At 60.8% G+C, this 15,820-nt stretch carries 15 protein-coding genes; 9 read left to right on the top strand and 6 right to left on the bottom strand.

Annotated features, from left to right (window positions below; all coding sequences use genetic code 11):
- Positions 1-64 precede the first annotated feature (64 nt).
- Positions 65-1,885 (bottom strand): monovalent cation:proton antiporter-2 (CPA2) family protein, encoded by a 1,821-nt coding sequence (locus RDL77_RS04610; RefSeq protein WP_288191970.1) that lies wholly within the window; start codon positions 1,883-1,885, stop codon positions 65-67.
- Positions 1,886-2,028: 143 nt separating this feature from the next.
- Between RDL77_RS04610 and RDL77_RS04605 the strand changes: the two genes are divergently transcribed.
- The 6 genes from RDL77_RS04605 to lpxK are packed head-to-tail and all read left to right on the top strand — an operon-like array spanning position 2,029 to position 7,613.
- Positions 2,029-3,372, top strand: a complete 1,344-nt coding sequence (locus RDL77_RS04605; RefSeq protein WP_288191969.1) for a TldD/PmbA family protein — start codon at positions 2,029-2,031, stop codon at positions 3,370-3,372.
- Entirely contained in the window at positions 3,359-4,168 is an 810-nt protein-coding gene (locus RDL77_RS04600; protein WP_288191968.1) for a 3'(2'),5'-bisphosphate nucleotidase CysQ, read from the top strand. The genes RDL77_RS04605 and RDL77_RS04600 overlap by 14 nt, the downstream gene beginning before the upstream one ends.
- Positions 4,169-4,213: 45 nt before the next feature.
- Positions 4,214-4,462 (top strand): DUF4170 domain-containing protein, encoded by a 249-nt coding sequence (locus RDL77_RS04595; RefSeq protein WP_105736221.1) that lies wholly within the window; start codon positions 4,214-4,216, stop codon positions 4,460-4,462.
- Positions 4,463-4,492: 30 nt separating this feature from the next.
- Entirely contained in the window at positions 4,493-5,266 is a 774-nt protein-coding gene (locus RDL77_RS04590; protein WP_288191966.1) for a lysophospholipid acyltransferase family protein, read from the top strand.
- On the top strand, positions 5,263-6,585 hold the full coding sequence (gene waaA, locus RDL77_RS04585) for a lipid IV(A) 3-deoxy-D-manno-octulosonic acid transferase (protein ID WP_223611655.1): 1,323 nt from the start codon (positions 5,263-5,265) through the stop codon (positions 6,583-6,585). Before RDL77_RS04590 ends, waaA begins: the two co-directional genes overlap by 4 nt.
- A complete protein-coding gene (gene lpxK / locus RDL77_RS04580; RefSeq protein WP_288191965.1) occupies positions 6,582-7,613 on the top strand; it encodes a tetraacyldisaccharide 4'-kinase in 1,032 nt (343 codons plus the stop codon). The genes waaA and lpxK overlap by 4 nt, the downstream gene beginning before the upstream one ends.
- On the opposite strand, the gene RDL77_RS04575 is transcribed toward lpxK, so the two are convergent.
- The 3 genes from RDL77_RS04575 to mutL form a co-directional block, all read right to left on the bottom strand.
- Positions 7,608-8,063: a hypothetical protein gene (locus RDL77_RS04575; RefSeq protein WP_288191964.1), complete on the bottom strand. Its 456-nt coding sequence runs from the start codon at positions 8,061-8,063 to the stop codon at positions 7,608-7,610. The two genes, lpxK and RDL77_RS04575, sit on opposite strands and share 6 nt — an antisense overlap.
- 3 nt (positions 8,064-8,066) lie before the next feature.
- Complete coding sequence (locus tag RDL77_RS04570) at positions 8,067-8,303, bottom strand: DUF2093 domain-containing protein (RefSeq protein WP_223611652.1); 237 nt, start codon at positions 8,301-8,303, stop codon at positions 8,067-8,069.
- 66 nt (positions 8,304-8,369) lie between these two features.
- Positions 8,370-10,229, bottom strand: coding sequence for a DNA mismatch repair endonuclease MutL (gene mutL, locus RDL77_RS04565; RefSeq protein ID WP_288191963.1), 1,860 nt, complete (start codon positions 10,227-10,229; stop codon positions 8,370-8,372).
- A gap of 140 nt (positions 10,230-10,369) precedes the next feature.
- On the opposite strand from mutL, the gene RDL77_RS04560 reads away from it, so the two are divergent.
- Both RDL77_RS04560 and RDL77_RS04555 read left to right on the top strand, forming a co-directional pair.
- Positions 10,370-11,560, top strand: coding sequence for an acyl-CoA dehydrogenase (locus tag RDL77_RS04560; RefSeq protein WP_223611650.1), 1,191 nt, complete (start codon positions 10,370-10,372; stop codon positions 11,558-11,560).
- Positions 11,561-11,562: 2 nt separating this feature from the next.
- Complete coding sequence (locus RDL77_RS04555; protein WP_288191962.1) at positions 11,563-12,414, top strand: MBL fold metallo-hydrolase; 852 nt, start codon at positions 11,563-11,565, stop codon at positions 12,412-12,414.
- Between the two features lie 3 nt (positions 12,415-12,417).
- On the opposite strand, the gene RDL77_RS04550 is transcribed toward RDL77_RS04555, so the two are convergent.
- Positions 12,418-13,704 carry an aminotransferase class I/II-fold pyridoxal phosphate-dependent enzyme gene (locus RDL77_RS04550; protein ID WP_288191961.1) on the bottom strand — a complete coding sequence of 429 codons (1,287 nt, stop codon included), beginning with the start codon at positions 13,702-13,704 and terminating at the stop codon, positions 12,418-12,420.
- Positions 13,705-13,785: 81 nt separating this feature from the next.
- On the bottom strand, positions 13,786-14,124 hold the full coding sequence (locus RDL77_RS04545; RefSeq protein WP_223611647.1) for a TIGR01244 family sulfur transferase: 339 nt from the start codon (positions 14,122-14,124) through the stop codon (positions 13,786-13,788).
- 347 nt (positions 14,125-14,471) lie between these two features.
- On the opposite strand from RDL77_RS04545, the gene urtA reads away from it, so the two are divergent.
- Complete coding sequence (urtA, locus tag RDL77_RS04540) at positions 14,472-15,776, top strand: urea ABC transporter substrate-binding protein (RefSeq protein ID WP_223611646.1); 1,305 nt, start codon at positions 14,472-14,474, stop codon at positions 15,774-15,776.
- Positions 15,777-15,820 lie beyond the last annotated feature (44 nt).

Raw genomic sequence — 15,820 nt, 5'->3', positions numbered from 1 at the left:
GAGTGTACGTTCGTCGCTTTTTATCAGGATCAGGGTTTCATCTGAATCCGTAGTCTTACCGACCTCACTCCGCCGGCTCGGGATCGGGAAGCATCTCTTCCGTGTCGATGCGCTTGGATTCGCGGGTCGGCTTGATCAGCGGCTCCGGCGTGACCGGGCGTGTCAGCAACAGGTCATTGCCCGCCATCAGGCCTTCGGCCGCCTGGATGTGCAGCCGATCCTCGTCACGGCGGCGGATGTCTTCCATGATCTCGTAGGCCACATCTTCGCTGGTTCCGAGCTCTTCAAGCGTGCGGCGGCCGAACAGCAAGCCTGATTCAAAGGTCTCGCGCAATTCGTACTGCACGCCGCGGGCGCGCAGTTTCAGCGTGTGGCCCCGGTCATAGGACCGCACGAACAGCTTGATATCGGGATATTCCGACTGGATGAGCTCGACGATCCGGTCGGTGGTCTCCTTCTTGTGCGTGCAGATGGCAACGATTTTCGCCTGGCGGATACCGGCTGCCTCCAGCACTTCCTTGCGCGTGCCATCGCCGAAATAGATGCGGAAGCCGAATTTCGAGGCGGCGCGGATGCGGTCGGCCGAGGCATCGATCAGCGTGACGCTGGTGCCGCCCGCCAAAAGGATCTGCGCTGCGATCTGCCCGTAGCGGGAAAAGCCGATCATCAGCACGTCGGCACCGGCAGCACCGTCGAAATCCTCGTCGATCTGTTCTTCCGCATGGGCGTCGACAAGGAAGCGGTTGCCAAGGGCGACCGACAGCGGCATCACGGCCATGGACAGCGTGACCACCGCGATCATCTCCGATGCCGTCGAGGTGCTGAGCAATCCGGCCGCCGCCGCCGTGGTGAACAGGACGAAGCCGAACTCACCGCCCTGCGGCAGGAAGAACGCGATGCGGGTCGCATCATTGTGATTGCATCGGAAGAGCCGCGCGAGGATGTAGACGACAAGCGCCTTCACCGCCATGAACACGGGCACCGCAAGAAGAATCGCCTCCCAGTCGGCAAGGATGACCTTGAGGTCAATCGACAGCCCGACGGCCATGAAGAACAGGCCGAGGAAAATACCGCGGAACGGTTCGATGTCCGCCTCCAGCTCGTGCCGGTAGGACGATTCGGCCAGCAGGACGCCGGCGATGAACGCGCCCATGGCCATGGACAGCCCGGCAAACTGCATCAGGAGTGCGGCGCCGAGCACGACGAACAGGGCGGCGGCAATCATCACCTCGCGCGCGCCGGTATTGGCAATGAACCGGAACAGCGGATTGAGGAGATAGCGGCCCACCGCAACGATGGCGCCGATGCAGACGATGGCGATGAGGAATTTACCAAGCGGATCCGCCTGATGCTGGGCGGAACCGGGTGCAAGCACGGGAATCATGGCCAGCAAGGGAACGATCGCCAGATCCTGGAACAGCAGGATGGCGAAGGATGTCTGCCCGTGCGGCATATTGGTCTCGCCGCGCTCTTCCAGGATCTGCATGGCGAACGCCGTGGACGACAGGGCAAGGCCAAAGCCGATGACCAGAGCCGCCTGCCAGTTGACGAGATGGAAGGCGAGGATGAGCCCGGTCAATGCCGCACCGGAAACAATGACCTGCGCCGCACCGAGGCCGAAAATCGCATGGCGCATGTTCCACAGGCGCGTGGGTTTCAATTCAAGGCCGATCACGAACAGCAGGAAAACCACGCCCAGTTCGGAAAAATGCAGGACCTGTTCGCCATCGGTGATGAGATTCGCCAGCGGCCCGATCAGCAGGCCCGCCGCGAGATAACCCAGCACCGTCCCAAGCCCGAGCCGTTTGAACAACGGGGCGGCAATGATCGCCCCAGCCAACAGAGCCAGAGCCTGAAAGTAGAGATTGCCGCTTTGTGAAAGCATGAGCCTGACCCAGTCTGTTGCGAATGTTACCAGTGTTTGCCTTGATAGACCCCAATTTGCACCATATAGGAGGCAGTGCATTGTCTGATCATTGGTCAGATATGTCCTTGCATCCTATCATGCAATCAACTCTAGGGATGAATATGATCGAGCCGGCCAATTCCCGCGAATTCGTTGACAATGCTGCTGCGCTTGTCGAAGCCGCCCGCCGGGCCGGAGCCGACGCCGCCGATGCGGTTGTCGTGCGTTCGCGGTCCACGGGTGTCAGCGTCAGGCTTGGCAAGGTCGAGGCGACCGAATCGTCGGAAAGTGACGATTTCTCCCTGCGCGTCTTTGTTGGCAGGAAAGTGGCAAGCATATCGGCAACCGCCGGTTCCGACCCGAAAATTCTGGCCGAGCGCGCCGTCGCCATGGCCAGGGTTTCGCCGGACGATGCGTTTGAAGGCCTGGCTGATCCAGCCAATCTGGTGCGCACCATCCGTGATCTTGATCTCTATGATCCGACGGTCGTTGCGGCAGCGCGGCTGACCGAAGATGCATTGGCTGCGGAGGCTGCCGCCCTTGAAGTTGACGGCGTTACCAATTCCGGCGGTGCGTCGGCTTCCGCCGGGCTCGGCGGCATGGTTCTGGTGACATCGGGCGGGTTCGTTGGCCATTACATGGGGTCGCGCTTTTCCCGTTCGGTCAGCGCCATCGCCGGTACGGGTACCGGGATGGAACGCGACTACGATTTTTCCTCGCGCCAGCATTTCGATGCGCTCGAGGACCCCGCAGCCATCGGCCGTTCGGCCGCCGCGCGCGCGGTCAAACGCCTTGGTGCCCGGCAGGCCAAGACCGGCGTGGTCAATGTGGTTTACGACCCGCGCGTGGCACGCGGCATCGCGTCCCATCTTTCCAGCGCCATCAATGGCGCATCCGTTGCGCGCAAGACCAGTTTTCTGAAAGACCGCATGGGCCAGAAGATTCTCGCGGACAGCATCAATGTCACGGATGATCCGCTGCGCATCCGCGGCTCGTCCTCGCGGCCCTTCGACGGCGAAGGAATTGAAGGCGAAGCACTGACCATGGTCGAGAACGGTGTTTTGAAGCACTGGTTCCTGTCCACATCAACGGCTGCGGAATTGGGGCTGAGCACCAATGGCCGCGGTGTGCGTTCAGGGTCGACCGTTGTTCCGTCGTCCACCAATTTTGCCATCGAGCCGGGGGATGAAACGCCGGAGGCCCTGATCCGCGCTGTCGGCAATGGCTTCTATGTCACGGAGCTTTTTGGCCAGGGCGTCGATATGATCACCGGGCAGTACAGCCGTGGCGCGTCCGGTTACTGGATTGAAAATGGCGAACTGGCCTATCCCGTCAGTGAAGTCACGCTTGCCTCCAACCTGAAGGATATGTTCCTGAACATGGTCGCGGCGAACGATATTGACCGTAACTTTGGCGTCGCCAGTCCGACACTCCTGATCGAAGGCATGACTCTTGCCGGCAAGTGAAAAAAATCGCGATGATCTAGCCCTGATCCGGGAAGCGGCGGAAGGCGCCGGGCGTATCGCCCTGTCCTATTTCCGCCAGGACCCGCAGGTCTGGATGAAGACCGGCAATTCGCCGGTGAGCGAGGCAGATCTTGCGGCGGACAAGTATCTCAAGGACATGCTTCTGACGGCCCGGCCTGATTATGGCTGGATTTCCGAGGAAACCCTCGATGACCGCGCGGCGACAGCGCGCCGGCGCTTTTTCGTCGTCGATCCCATCGACGGTACGCGCGCCTTCATTGAAGGGTCGGATGTCTGGTGCGTCAGCGTGGCGGTTATCGAGGATGGCCGCCCGGTGGCCGGTGTGCTGGAATGTCCGGCACGCGGCGAGACGATTACTGCGCTTCCAGGGCAGGGGGCTCAACAGAACGGCACAGCCATTCATGTCAGCACCAGCGGCGTTCCGTTCAAGGTCGCGGGGCCCGGGCCATTCCTGAAGAAGCTGCCGGACCATTTCCAGCAATCCATGATTGCCGCGCCCTACATCGCTTCGCTGGCCTATCGCATTGCCATGGTTGCCCGGGGTGACATTGCCGGGACCTTCGTCCGGCCGAATTCCCATGACTGGGATCTGGCGGCGGCGGACCTGATCCTTGCAGAGGCGGGCGGCCATGTCCTGACGGCGAACGGCAAACCGCTGACCTATGGTTTGCGCAACAACGAGACAGGCGATTATCGCCATGGCGCGCTTGTCGCTGCCAGCGGTTTATTGATGGACAACATGTTGGACGTTGTCGCCGAAACCGCCTTCGGTTAAACAGACTGAAAATTCAACGATTGATCACTGAACGGATGGGCGACCATGAGCGAAAATACAGCAGAACCGAAGCAGTTGCTTCACCTGGTTTTTGGCGGCGAGCTGAAGAAGCTCGGCGGTGTTGAATTCCGCGATCTGGAAAAGCTGGATATCGTCGGCATCTACCCGAATTTCGAAACGGCACAGCGCGCCTGGAAGTCCAAGGCACAGCAGACCGTCGACAACGCACATATGCGCTATTTCATCGTGCACATGCACAAATTGCTCGATCCCGACACGGGCAAGGCAAGCTGACCGGTTCTCCGGTCACGCATTGACAACGGCATGATTGATAACAGCACAGCAACCGCCAAGGCGCCCCGCAAGAAGAACGGGGTGCTGAAACGGTTTTGGCGTTCCATCCGGGGCCCGCTGGCGAAGTCGCGTTTCGTCCGCTTCCTCGTGGTTTGGCTGATCACGCAGTTCTTCCGGCTGGTGAATGCCACCAACCCGCGTCTGCCCGGCTCGTCCGATCTGGAGGATATGAAGCGGGGCGGTGAGCCATTCATTGCCGTGGCCTGGCATGGCCAGCATCTGATGGCGCCCTTTCTGATGCCGCGCGGCGTGCGCTTCGCCGCCATGTTCTCCAAGAGCAAGGATGCGGAACTCAACGCGCGCGTGGCCGAACGGTTCGGTGTCGAGATCATCCGCGGTTCCGGCGGGCGGGAGCCGACGAAAAGCATCGAAAAGGGCGGGGTAAGGGCCTTGCTCGCCCTGAAAAAGGCATTGAAGGACGGTAAGACGGCGGCAATGATTGCTGATATTCCCCATGGGACCCCCCGCGATTCCGGTCAGGGGGTTATTCTCCTTGCCAAACTGTCGGGCCGCCCGATCATTCCCATCTGCTATACGACGTCGCGCAGGAAAATTCTCGAGAAGAGCTGGGATAAGACAACCATTCCCTTGCCATTCGGCAGGTCAGGGTTGATTGTCGGCGACCCGATCTTTGTCCCCGAGGATGCCGATGATGCAATGCTTGAAGCCAAGCGTGTCGAATTGACCGCCAGCCTGAACGCCAATACGGTACGGGTGCAGGCGCTTGTGGATGGCCGGGCATGAGCGAACGGTGGGCGCGCATTGTCCTGAGCACCTATCGCTGGGTGGGTGCCATGGTCTTTCCGGCTGTTGGCGCCTATGTCGCCTTCCGCGCCAGCAAGGGCAAGGAAGAACGCGGACGTCAGGGTGAACGTTATGGCGTGGCCAGCGTTGCACGGCCGGCGGGACCGCTGGTTTGGGTCCATGCGGCGAGCGTCGGCGAAACCTCTGCCGTCACGCCGCTGGTTGAAACCATCGTCGACATGGGAATCAATGTCGTTCTCACCACCGGGACCGTGACATCGGCCAAGATGGTGCAGGAACGTCTGGGTGACCGGGTCATCCATCAATATGTGCCGCTCGACCTGAAGCCGGCGGTCGACCGGTTCCTCAGCCACTGGCAGCCCGATCTCGCCGTGATCTGCGAATCCGAGATCTGGCCGATGACCATTCTTGAACTGGGGCTGCGGCGGGTGCCGCAGGTTCTGGTCAATGGCCGCCTGTCCGACAAATCCTTTGCTGCCTGGCAGAAACGGCCGTCCATCGCCGAAGCGCTGTTTGAAAATCTCGCTCATGTGGTTGCCCAGTCCGACATTGACGGCGAACGGTTCCGCGCGCTAGGAGCCCGTCCGGTCACGGTATCGGGCAATCTCAAAGTCGACACCGCAATCCCGCCGGTCGTGGAGTCGGAACTCGAGGCTCTGCAGAGGCAGATCGGCAAGCGCAAGACCTGGGCAGCGATTTCCACCCATCAGGGTGAGGAAGATGTCGTCGCGCAGGTTCATCACATGCTGAAGGTCAGGCATCGCGATCTCCTGACGATCATCGTGCCGCGTCACCCCGACCGCGCCCCGGCAATTGCCGAAGAAATCGAAAAGCTCGGCATGAAGGTGGCATTGCGCAGCCGCGGCGATGTCATCGCGCCGGATACCGACATCTATCTCGGCGATACGATCGGGGAGATGGGCCTGTATCTGCGGCTGACGGAAATCGCCTTTGTCGGGCGGTCGCTCATGGCGCAGGGCGGCCAGAATCCGCTGGAGCCCGCCATGTTGAAGACGGCAATCCTTTCGGGCCGCAACGTGCAGAATTTCCGCGATTCCTACCAGCGCCTGATCAAGAATGGTGCGGCCAAGCTCATCCGCGACAAGGACATGCTGGCTGGGGCCGTCAACTACCTCTTCAACAATCCCGCTGAACGCCAGGTGATGATTGATGCGGGAACGAAGACGGTCGAGGACATGCGCGGTTCGCTTGATCTGACCATGACGGCGCTCGAGCCCTTCATCCAGCCCCTGGTGCTGAAGGCGCGGTTGAGCGCGCGTGAAGGTGGCTGGAAATGACCAGCGAAGCGCCTCCTTTCTGGTGGGAAAAGCCGGATTGGCGCGCGCGGGCCCTCAGCCCCCTGTCAAAGATTTACGGTATGGTTGCCGGACGGCGCATCCGCCGCGCCAAGCCGCCTGCCGTTCCCATTCCCGTTTTGTGCATCGGTAATTTCACCGTCGGCGGCGCCGGCAAGACCCCGACGTCCATTGCCTTTGCGCAGGCCGCTGTTGCCGCTGGTCTCAAACCCGGCATTGTCTCGCGCGGTTATGGCGGCGCTTTCTCCGGACTGCACCGGGTCGATCCCGATCACGACAGCGCCCGGCATGTCGGCGATGAACCCATGCTGCTTGCCCGCCATGCGCCGGTGGTTGTCTGCGCCGACAGGTTTGCCGGGGCCACTGCGCTGCAGGCGGCGGGATGCGATTTCATCATCATGGATGACGGGTTCCAGAGTGCCCGCCTGCATTTCGACTATGCGCTCATGGTCGTCGATGCGGGGCGGGGTATCGGCAACGGCCACGTCATTCCCGGCGGCCCGCTGCGCGCACCACTGACGGATCAGCTGGTGCGCACCGATGCCCTGCTCAAGATCGGTTCGGCCAATGGTGCGGACCAGCTTGTCAGGAACGCCGCACGTGCTGCCAAGCCGGTGTATGAAGCCATGCTCCGGCCCAAGGCGGCGCTTGCGGTTGCGGGCAAACCGCTGCTCGCCTTTGCCGGCATCGGCGATCCCGCGAAGTTCTTCCGCACGCTGGAAGAAGCCGGTGGAACGATCACAGAGGCACGTCCCTTTCCGGATCACCATCCCTATACGGATGAGGAAATCGCCGATCTCCTCAAAAGTGCCGATGCGGACGGTTTGACCCTGATCACCACGGCGAAGGATCATGTCCGCCTGCTCGATGGCAGCGAAACCGCCAGGGCATTCGCCGCGAGAACGCAGGTTCTGGATGTGGAGCTGGTTTTTGCGCACCCGCGGACGGTATCGCGCGTCATCAGTGAAACCCGGGAAAGGGCGCGCCTGCGGACGATCCGGCGCCTATAGGCCGCGGCGGAAGTTGCGTATGCGTGGCGGCGTTTCACCCATGGATATATCCATGGAGCGGCCGGTTGTCTGGCTGTATTGCCGGTCATTTGCAAAGAGGATTCGCCCTGGCGTGCCGATCTGCACTGACAGGGCTACCTTCGGCGCCGATTTCGCCGCCGGGATTTCAATCTCGTAGGCAATGGGGAAATAGCCGCTGCGGCCCAGCGTGAAGCTTGTCTCGCCGATCACCGGCATGGGTTTGGAGTTGCCGTTGGTCGCATCATAGGCGGTGATGTAAACGACGGAGCTTGGTGAAAGCCGTGCCAGCGGCGAGCCGCGCAGATAGCCCTTGATCGTCTTGGTCGGTCCGCTATAGACCGGTTCGCGTTTGGCACCCATCGTGGTGCAGCCGCCGGCCAGAAGCGCGGTCGCGGCAAGGGCCAAAAGCGTGGACCGGCGATTGATCACCGGTCAGGCCTTGCTGCGCTGGCGCAGCGATGGGTTCATTTCAAGCTCGCGCTCAAGCGAAATCGTTGCATCTGCATAGGCCTCCTGGCGGGCAACGCTCCAGTACCGCAGTTCATCCAGCGCGATCTTTTCCGACGTCACGGCGCAGAGCACGTAGGAGCCCGGCGATAGGACCTGAAAGTCGCCGTCGAGGTAGCGTATCTTGGCTTCGCGTGAGCCGGGGCCTTCAAACCTGTTCATTGTCCGGTGGTTTCCAATTCTTTTCGTCAGTTCATTTAGGCGGCAGATGCCCCGCGGGTCAAGACGTCAGCGCCTGCCGAAAAGCCGCTCGATATCCGTGAGCTTCAGTTCGATGTAGGTGGGCCGGCCGTGATTGCACGTGCCTGAGCCGGGCGTGTCTTCCATCTGGCGCAACAGTGCGTTCATCTCGTCCGGCTTCAGCCGCCGGCCGGAACGCACGGAGCCATGGCAGGCCATCGTGGCGGCAACATGGTCGAGAATGGCCTTCAAACCGTCGGATGTATCGTGTTCGGCAATCTCGTCTGCGAGGTCGCGGATGAGCTGCTGCACGTCGATCTCGCCCAGCATGGACGGGGTTTCCCGCACGGCGACCGCACCGGGACCGAAGGCCTCCACGCCTAGACCGAAGCGCAACAGGGTTTCCGCATGGGCCACCAGCCGCTCCACGTCCTCTTCCGGCAGATCGACGATCTCGGGAATGAGCAGCATCTGCGCGGGCAGGGGGCTTGAATGCAGCGCCGTCTTCAATGCCTCGTAGACAAGCCGCTCATGCGCGGCGTGCTGATCGACGATGATGAGACTGTCTTCCGTCTGCGAGACGATGTAGTTCGCATGTATCTGCGCGCGTGCAGCGCCGAGCGGCGCGGCCAGCAGGGCTTGCGGCACCTCTGCAGTGCTTGCCCGCGTATCGGTGGCCAGCACGTCCGCTTCAGCCAGGAAGCCGCGTAGCGGTTCCGCAAATCCGTTGCCCGCATGGGATGGTGCCGGGTCCGGCGTGATGGGACGAAAGGCAGACTGCTGGGTTGTATAGTTCTGGTTGACCGACGGCGAACCCTGCCAGTGCTGTGCCGGTTGGGCCGGGCGCAAAGGCTCCGCTCCGCCGAGCCGGAAGGACTGCAGCATGGCTTCCGCCCCGCTGGTGGCAGCGCGAATGCCGGACTGGCCGAGCGCCTGGCGGATCGCACCGACGATCAGCCCGCGCACCAGGCCCGGATCGCGGAAGCGCACATCGGCCTTGGCCGGATGCACATTGACGTCGACCAGCGCCGGATCGAGGTTGAGGAACAGCACCGCGACCGGGTGCCTGTCGCGCGAGATCACATCCGCATAGGCGCCGCGGATGGCGCCCCATATCTGCTTGTCGCGCACCGGCCGGCCGTTGACATAGGCAAACTGATGCAGGCTGTTGCCGCGGTTGAAGGCCGGTATCCCGGCAAACCCGGTCAGACGCACGCCGTCACGCTCGGCGTCGATGGCAAGCGCGTTCTCCGGGAATTCCCTGCCCAGCACCTGCGAAATCCGTTCCAGCATGCCGGCGGAGCCAATGCCCGTCGCCGCAAGCTCGAGCGGCGTGCGGTCGCTGCCCGCCAGGGAAAAGCGGATATGCGGGAAGGCAATGGCAACCCGCTTGACGATATCGCTGATGGCAGAGGCCTCAGCCCGGTCGGTCTTCATGAATTTCAGGCGCGCGGGTGTAGCAAAGAACAGATCGCGCACCTCGGCAATCGTGCCGTTGTTCATCGCCGCCGGGCGCGGTCCGTCCATATGGCCGCCATGCACGCTGATCTCAAAACCGGAATCGGCCTGTGGCGTGCGGGATTTGACCGACAGCCGCGAGACCGAGCCGATGGAGGGCAGGGCCTCGCCGCGAAAACCCAGCGCCCGGATATCATGCACGTCATCCGTCAGTTTCGATGTGCAATGGCGCGAAACGGCCAGCGTCAGTTCATCCGATGGGATGCCCGAACCATTGTCGGTGATGCGGATAAGGTTCTTGCCGCCGCCCGCCGTCACCACTTCGATGCGGGTTGCCCCGGCATCGATGGCGTTTTCGACAAGCTCCTTCACCACGCTTGCGGGGCGTTCGATGACTTCACCCGCAGCGATCTGGTTGATGATGGTTTCGGTAAGCTGTTTGATGGCCATGCCATACATATAGGGGATTCGTCCGGCGACGGAAATTGTTCGCTGCCAAAGCGCACCGGAATATATTTTAAGCCAAAACTATCTGGCCATCGACGCGATTTTGGTGCTAGGTCTGGGAAAAGCATTATGGAGGAAATTACATGGCGCATTCCAAAGCTTCCTTTGTCTGGACGGATCCGTTTCTGCTGGAAGATCAGTTGACCGAAGACGAACGGATGATCCGGGACAGTGCGCGCGCCTTCGCGCAGGGAGAGCTGGCACCGCGTATCGAGGAAGCCTATCTTGAGGAAAAGACCGATCCGGCGCTTTTCCGCATGATGGGCGAGGCCGGGCTTCTGGGCGTCACGTTGCCGGAAGAATACGGCACCGCCGGTGCGTCCTATGTCGCCTATGGTCTGGTTGCACGTGAAGTCGAGCGTGTCGACAGCGGCTATCGCTCGATGATGAGCGTGCAGTCCTCGCTGGTCATGTATCCCATCTACGCCTATGGCTCGGAAGAACAGCGCAAGAAATATCTGCCGAAGCTGGCTTCGGGCGAGTGGATCGGCTGCTTTGGCCTGACGGAGCCCGATGCCGGTTCCGATCCCGCCGGTATGAAGACACGCGCCGAAAAGGTTGCCGATGGCTACCGGATTTCCGGCTCGAAAATGTGGATTTCCAATTCACCCATCGCGGATGTCTTCGTGATCTGGGCCAAGTCCGATGCACATGACGGCCAGATTCGCGGCTTCGTGCTCGAGAAGGGCATGAAGGGGCTTTCCGCTCCGAAGATCGGCGGCAAATTGTCATTGCGCGCGTCGATCACCGGCGAAGTCGTCATGGACGGCGTTGTCGTCGGCGAAGAACACCTTCTTCCCAATGTTTCAGGCCTCAAGGGGCCGTTCGGCTGCCTCAACCGTGCCCGTTACGGCATTTCCTGGGGTGTGATGGGGGCCGCGGAAGATTGCTGGCAGCGCACGGTGCAATATGGTCTCGACCGCAAGCAGTTCGGCAAGCCGCTGGCGGCCACCCAGCTGTTCCAGAAGAAATTTGCTGACATGCAGACGGAAATCGCGCTGGGCCTGCAGGCGAGCCTGCGGGTCGGGCGCCTCATGGATGAAGACCGGATGGCACCGGAGATGATCAGTCTGGTCAAGCGCAACAATTGCGGCAAGGCGCTGGATATTGCCCGCGTTGCCCGTGACATGCATGGCGGCAACGGCATCCAGATCGGCTATCACGTGATGCGCCATGCGCAGAACCTTGAAACGGTCAACACCTATGAAGGCACGCATGATGTGCACGCGCTCATTCTCGGGCGCGCCCAGACCGGCATTCAGGCATTCTTCTAGGAATGGCCGACAGGCTCGTCCTGCTTGGAACCAAGGGTGGCCCGGCAATCCGTCCGGGCGGCCCGTCGCCGACATCGTCGCTGCTGGAAATATCCGGACGACGGATTGTTATCGACTGCGGTCTTGGCGTCACCCGGGCCTTGGTCAATGCGGATCTGTCACTCAAGGATCTGGATATGATCCTGATCACGCATCTGCATTCCGACCATGTGCTCGAACTCGGCCCGCTCATGCATACGGCATGGACGTCGGGGCTGGCGCACAAAGTCACGGTCTACGGCCCGGCCGGAATTGAAGACTACTGGTCAGGCTTCCTGCAATCCATGCGCTACGACATTGATCTGCGCATCGAGGACGAGGGGCGGCCCGATCTGCGCGATCTTGTCGATCTGCAGGTCTTCGCCGATGGTTTGGTCTATCAGGACGCGAGCCTGACGATCACCGCTTTGCGCGTCGATCACCCGCCGGTTATCGATTGTTTTGCGCTGAAGATCGAAGCATCAGGCAAATCCATCGTCTTTTCGGCGGATACGGCCTATTTCCCGCCACTGGCCGGTTTTGCCCGGGGGAGCGATATCCTCGTGCATGAAGCGATGCTGCCGGAAGGCGTGGACCGTCTCGTCGCGCGGACGGGCAACGGCGCACGCCTCAAAGAACATCTTCTCGCCAGCCATACGCTGGTTGAAGATGCCGCGCGGATCGCGGTGGCCGCTGAGGTGAAACATCTTGTGCTGCATCACCTCATTCCGGCCGACGATCCGCAATTCGGCGAAGCCGACTGGGTAAAAGCTCTGGATGGCAAGTGGGATGGCCGTTTGACCGTCGGCCGCGACGGTCTGGTCATCCCGCTTTAGACATCAGCCATTCCGGGCCGAATGCAGCTTTTCCAGTGCCGCCAGCAGAATGCACAGCGCGATACCCTGCGAGGCCAGTTCCACTTCCTGCAGGGAAGGGAATGTCGGCGCCAGCCGCAATGTGCGGTCATGCGGGTCCTTGCCGTGCGGTGAGGTCGATCCTGCCGGTGTCAAGGTCACGCCTGCCTGCTTGGCCAGTTCGACCACATGCTTGGCCGTGCCTTCCATTGCATCGACGCAGATGAAATAGCCGCCCTGCGGCTTCGACCATTCGGCGACGCCCGTGCCGGCGAGGCGCTTTTCCAGGGCTTCGTTGACCATGTCGAATTTCGGCGCGATCAGGGCGCGATGCGCCGCCATATGCTTGCGTATGCCGTCCTCATTCTTGAGGAATCGCACATGCCGCAGCTGGTTCAGCTTGTCCGGTCCGATTGTCCGCTTGCTGGCGCTGGCAAGGTACCAGCGCACATTGGCTGCTGACGAGGCGAAGAAGGCAAGGCCGGCACCCGCCAGCGTTACCTTGGACGTGGAGGCGAAGACAAAGGCGCGGTCGGGATGTCCGGCATTTTCGCACAGGTCGAGAATATCCGGGATCTGATGCTCGGTTTCCGTGAGATGATGCACCGCATAGGCATTGTCCCAGAACAGGCGGAAATCAGGAGCACCGGTTTTCATCGTGGCAAGACGTTCGATCACCGCGTCGGAATAGGTTTCGCCCGACGGGTTCGAGTATTTCGGCACGCACCACATGCCCTTGACGCTCGGATCGGCAGCGAGTCTCTCGACCATGTCCATGTCAGGCCCATCGCCCTTGAGCGGTACGGGCAGCATGCGGATGCCGTATTCCTCCAGAATGGAGAAATGCCGGTCATAGCCGGGCACCGGGCAGATGAAAGCCGGGGCTTCCGTCTTCTGCCAGGGTTCAGTGCCGCCGGGAACGCCCTTGACCCAGGCCCAGAGCAGGCAGTCGTGCATCAGCGCCAGACTGGAATTGTCACCGACAACGATCCGATCCGGCGAGGTGCCGAGCGTCGGCGCGAACAGCGTGCGCACTTCCGCCAGTCCCTGCAGATTGCCGTAATTGCGGGCATCTTCACCGGCTTCGCTGAAGTGATCGCCATTGCCGGGCAGGGTCAGCATGCCGTTGGCGAGCGCCAATTGCTCGGGGCTCGGTTTGCCGCGGGTCATGTCGATTTTCAGTCCACGGGCACGGAAGGCCTCGTATTCTTTCAAAGTATTTTGGCGCAGGGCGGCGAAATCGTCACTGTTCAGATCGGCAATACGGCTCATGGGAACGTCAGCTCTGTTGTCTATAGGCTTGGGGAGGTCAACGGTAAGACGGCTGCGGGGTCCGCAGCCGTCCTTGCATGGTCAGCCTTTCTGCTGCTGAACGATGCCGTAAATATTGGTCGAACGGGCACCGGAGCGGCAATAGGCCAGCACCGGGCCTTCCGCTTCTTCGAGTGCGGCGGCCATTGCATCCACGTCGTCCTGGGTCAGCTGGCCTGAAACCACGGGGACGTAGTAGATCGGGATGCCTGCCTTTTCGGCGACCTTGGCGATTTCGGCGAATTCCGGCTGATCCGGCGATTCACCATCGGGGCGGTTGCAGATCAGGGTCTGGTAGCCTGCCGCTGCAATATCGCGTACATCGTCGGGTGAAATCTGCCCGGTCACGGCAAAGCCTTCGTCAATCTGACGGATATCCATTTTCTTTCCTTGAGAATGTGATTGGTGGCAGCACCATACATCAAACGCTGACCAATGCCACATCAAAGCCAATTGATCGGAGCCGCAAATTGCGAGCATTGCTCCATAAATAGGCATATGCGACTAATTGATAATAATATAGGCATTTGATTGCCGAAACGGTGCTGGCCGCACCGTTGTTTCCGCCGCTGCGGTCTTCATGATATTCAAGGCCTGTGGCGCTTGACCGTTGTAATCTTGGGCTAATCCAAAGATTTCACACGAGCATGACGCTGCAATCCGCAGTTGGCACGGTCGTTGCATAGTATTCCCTCGGTACAAACAACCATAAAGAGGGGTTTACCTGAATGTTCAGTCTAACAGCCAGATTTATTGGAACCTTGGCGGCCGCCGCCGTGGGAGCGACACTGACCCTTGCACCGGCAAAGGCAGCCGAGGACACAATCAAGGTCGGTATTCTGCATTCGTTGTCCGGTACGATGGCGATTTCCGAAACCACGCTCAAGGATACGATGCTCTTCCTCATCGACGAGCAGAACAAGAAGGGCGGGGTTCTCGGCAAGAAGCTTGAAGCCGTCGTTGTCGATCCGGCGTCGGATTGGCCGCTGTTTGCAGAAAAAGCCCGTCAGTTGATCGAACAGGACAAGGTTGCGGCGGTTTTCGGCTGCTGGACATCGTCCTCGCGCAAATCCGTGCTTCCGGTTTTCGAGGAACTGAATTCCCTGCTGTTCTACCCGGTTCAGTATGAAGGCGAGGAAAGCTCGCGCAACGTCTTCTACACGGGTGCTGCGCCGAACCAGCAGGCCATTCCCGCCGTGGATTATCTCGCCAAACAGGAAGGTGTGGAGCGCTGGGTTCTCGCCGGTACGGACTATGTCTATCCGCAGACCACCAACAAGATCCTGAAGGCCTATCTCAATGCCAAGGGCGTGAAGGATGAGGACATCATGATCAACTACACGCCGTTCGGTCATTCCGACTGGCAGACGATCGTGTCCGACATCAAGAAATTCGGCTCGGCCGGCAAGAAGACTGCCGTTGTTTCCACCATCAACGGCGATGCCAATGTGCCGTTCTACAAGGAACTCGCCAACCAGGGCATCAAGGCCGAAGACATTCCCGTTGTCGCCTTCTCGGTGGGCGAGGAAGAGCTGGCCGGTCTCGACACCAAGCCGCTGGTCGGCCATCTCGCCGCCTGGAACTACTTCGAATCCGTCGATTCCGACGCCAATGCCGACTTCATCAAGAAATGGCACGCCTATATCAAGAACGACAAGCGCGTGACCAATGATCCGATGGAAGCAACGTTCATCGGTTTCAACATGTGGGTGAAGGCCGTCGAAGCCGCCGGCACCACCAAGTCGGATGCCGTCATCGATTCGATCGTCGGCGTCTCCGTCCCGAACCTGTCCGGCGGTTACGCGGCAATGATGCCCAACCATCACATCACCAAGCCGGTCCTCATCGGCGAAGTGCAGGCCGATGGCCAGTTCGACATCGTCTACCGGACGCCGGGCCTCGTCGTCGGCGATGAATGGTCCGACTATCTGCCAGGCTCGAAGGACCTGATCTCCGATTGGCGCAAGCCGATGTCGTGCGGCAATTTCAACGTTGTCACCGGCAAGTGCGGCGGCGCGACCAAGACGAACTAAGCGCTAAAATCAGGCTCCGGCTTCGGGTCGGGGGCGACAACGCC

Origin of the sequence: uncultured Phyllobacterium sp. (assembly GCF_902479695.1) — a bacterium.
In the GTDB taxonomy this organism is placed as follows: Bacteria; Pseudomonadota; Alphaproteobacteria; order Rhizobiales; family Rhizobiaceae; genus Phyllobacterium; species Phyllobacterium calauticae.
This window is presented reverse-complemented; position numbering and strand designations above follow the sequence as displayed.

Excerpts from the sequence above, each read along its gene's own strand:
- RDL77_RS04610 (WP_288191970.1), bottom strand. The coding sequence starts at position 1,885 with ATGCTTTCACAAAGCGGCAATCTCTACTTTCAGGCTCTGGCTCTGTTG.
- RDL77_RS04605 (WP_288191969.1), top strand. The coding sequence starts at position 2,029 with ATGATCGAGCCGGCCAATTCCCGCGAATTCGTTGACAATGCTGCTGCG.
- RDL77_RS04595 (WP_105736221.1), top strand. The coding sequence starts at position 4,214 with ATGAGCGAAAATACAGCAGAACCGAAGCAGTTGCTTCACCTGGTTTTT.
- RDL77_RS04590 (WP_288191966.1), top strand. The coding sequence starts at position 4,493 with ATGATTGATAACAGCACAGCAACCGCCAAGGCGCCCCGCAAGAAGAAC.
- waaA (WP_223611655.1), top strand. The coding sequence starts at position 5,263 with ATGAGCGAACGGTGGGCGCGCATTGTCCTGAGCACCTATCGCTGGGTG.
- lpxK (WP_288191965.1), top strand. The coding sequence starts at position 6,582 with ATGACCAGCGAAGCGCCTCCTTTCTGGTGGGAAAAGCCGGATTGGCGC.
- RDL77_RS04570 (WP_223611652.1), bottom strand. The coding sequence starts at position 8,303 with ATGAACAGGTTTGAAGGCCCCGGCTCACGCGAAGCCAAGATACGCTAC.
- mutL (WP_288191963.1), bottom strand. The coding sequence starts at position 10,229 with ATGGCCATCAAACAGCTTACCGAAACCATCATCAACCAGATCGCTGCG.
- RDL77_RS04560 (WP_223611650.1), top strand. The coding sequence starts at position 10,370 with ATGGCGCATTCCAAAGCTTCCTTTGTCTGGACGGATCCGTTTCTGCTG.
- RDL77_RS04555 (WP_288191962.1), top strand. The coding sequence starts at position 11,563 with ATGGCCGACAGGCTCGTCCTGCTTGGAACCAAGGGTGGCCCGGCAATC.
- RDL77_RS04550 (WP_288191961.1), bottom strand. The coding sequence starts at position 13,704 with ATGAGCCGTATTGCCGATCTGAACAGTGACGATTTCGCCGCCCTGCGC.
- RDL77_RS04545 (WP_223611647.1), bottom strand. The coding sequence starts at position 14,124 with ATGGATATCCGTCAGATTGACGAAGGCTTTGCCGTGACCGGGCAGATT.
- urtA (WP_223611646.1), top strand. The coding sequence starts at position 14,472 with ATGTTCAGTCTAACAGCCAGATTTATTGGAACCTTGGCGGCCGCCGCC.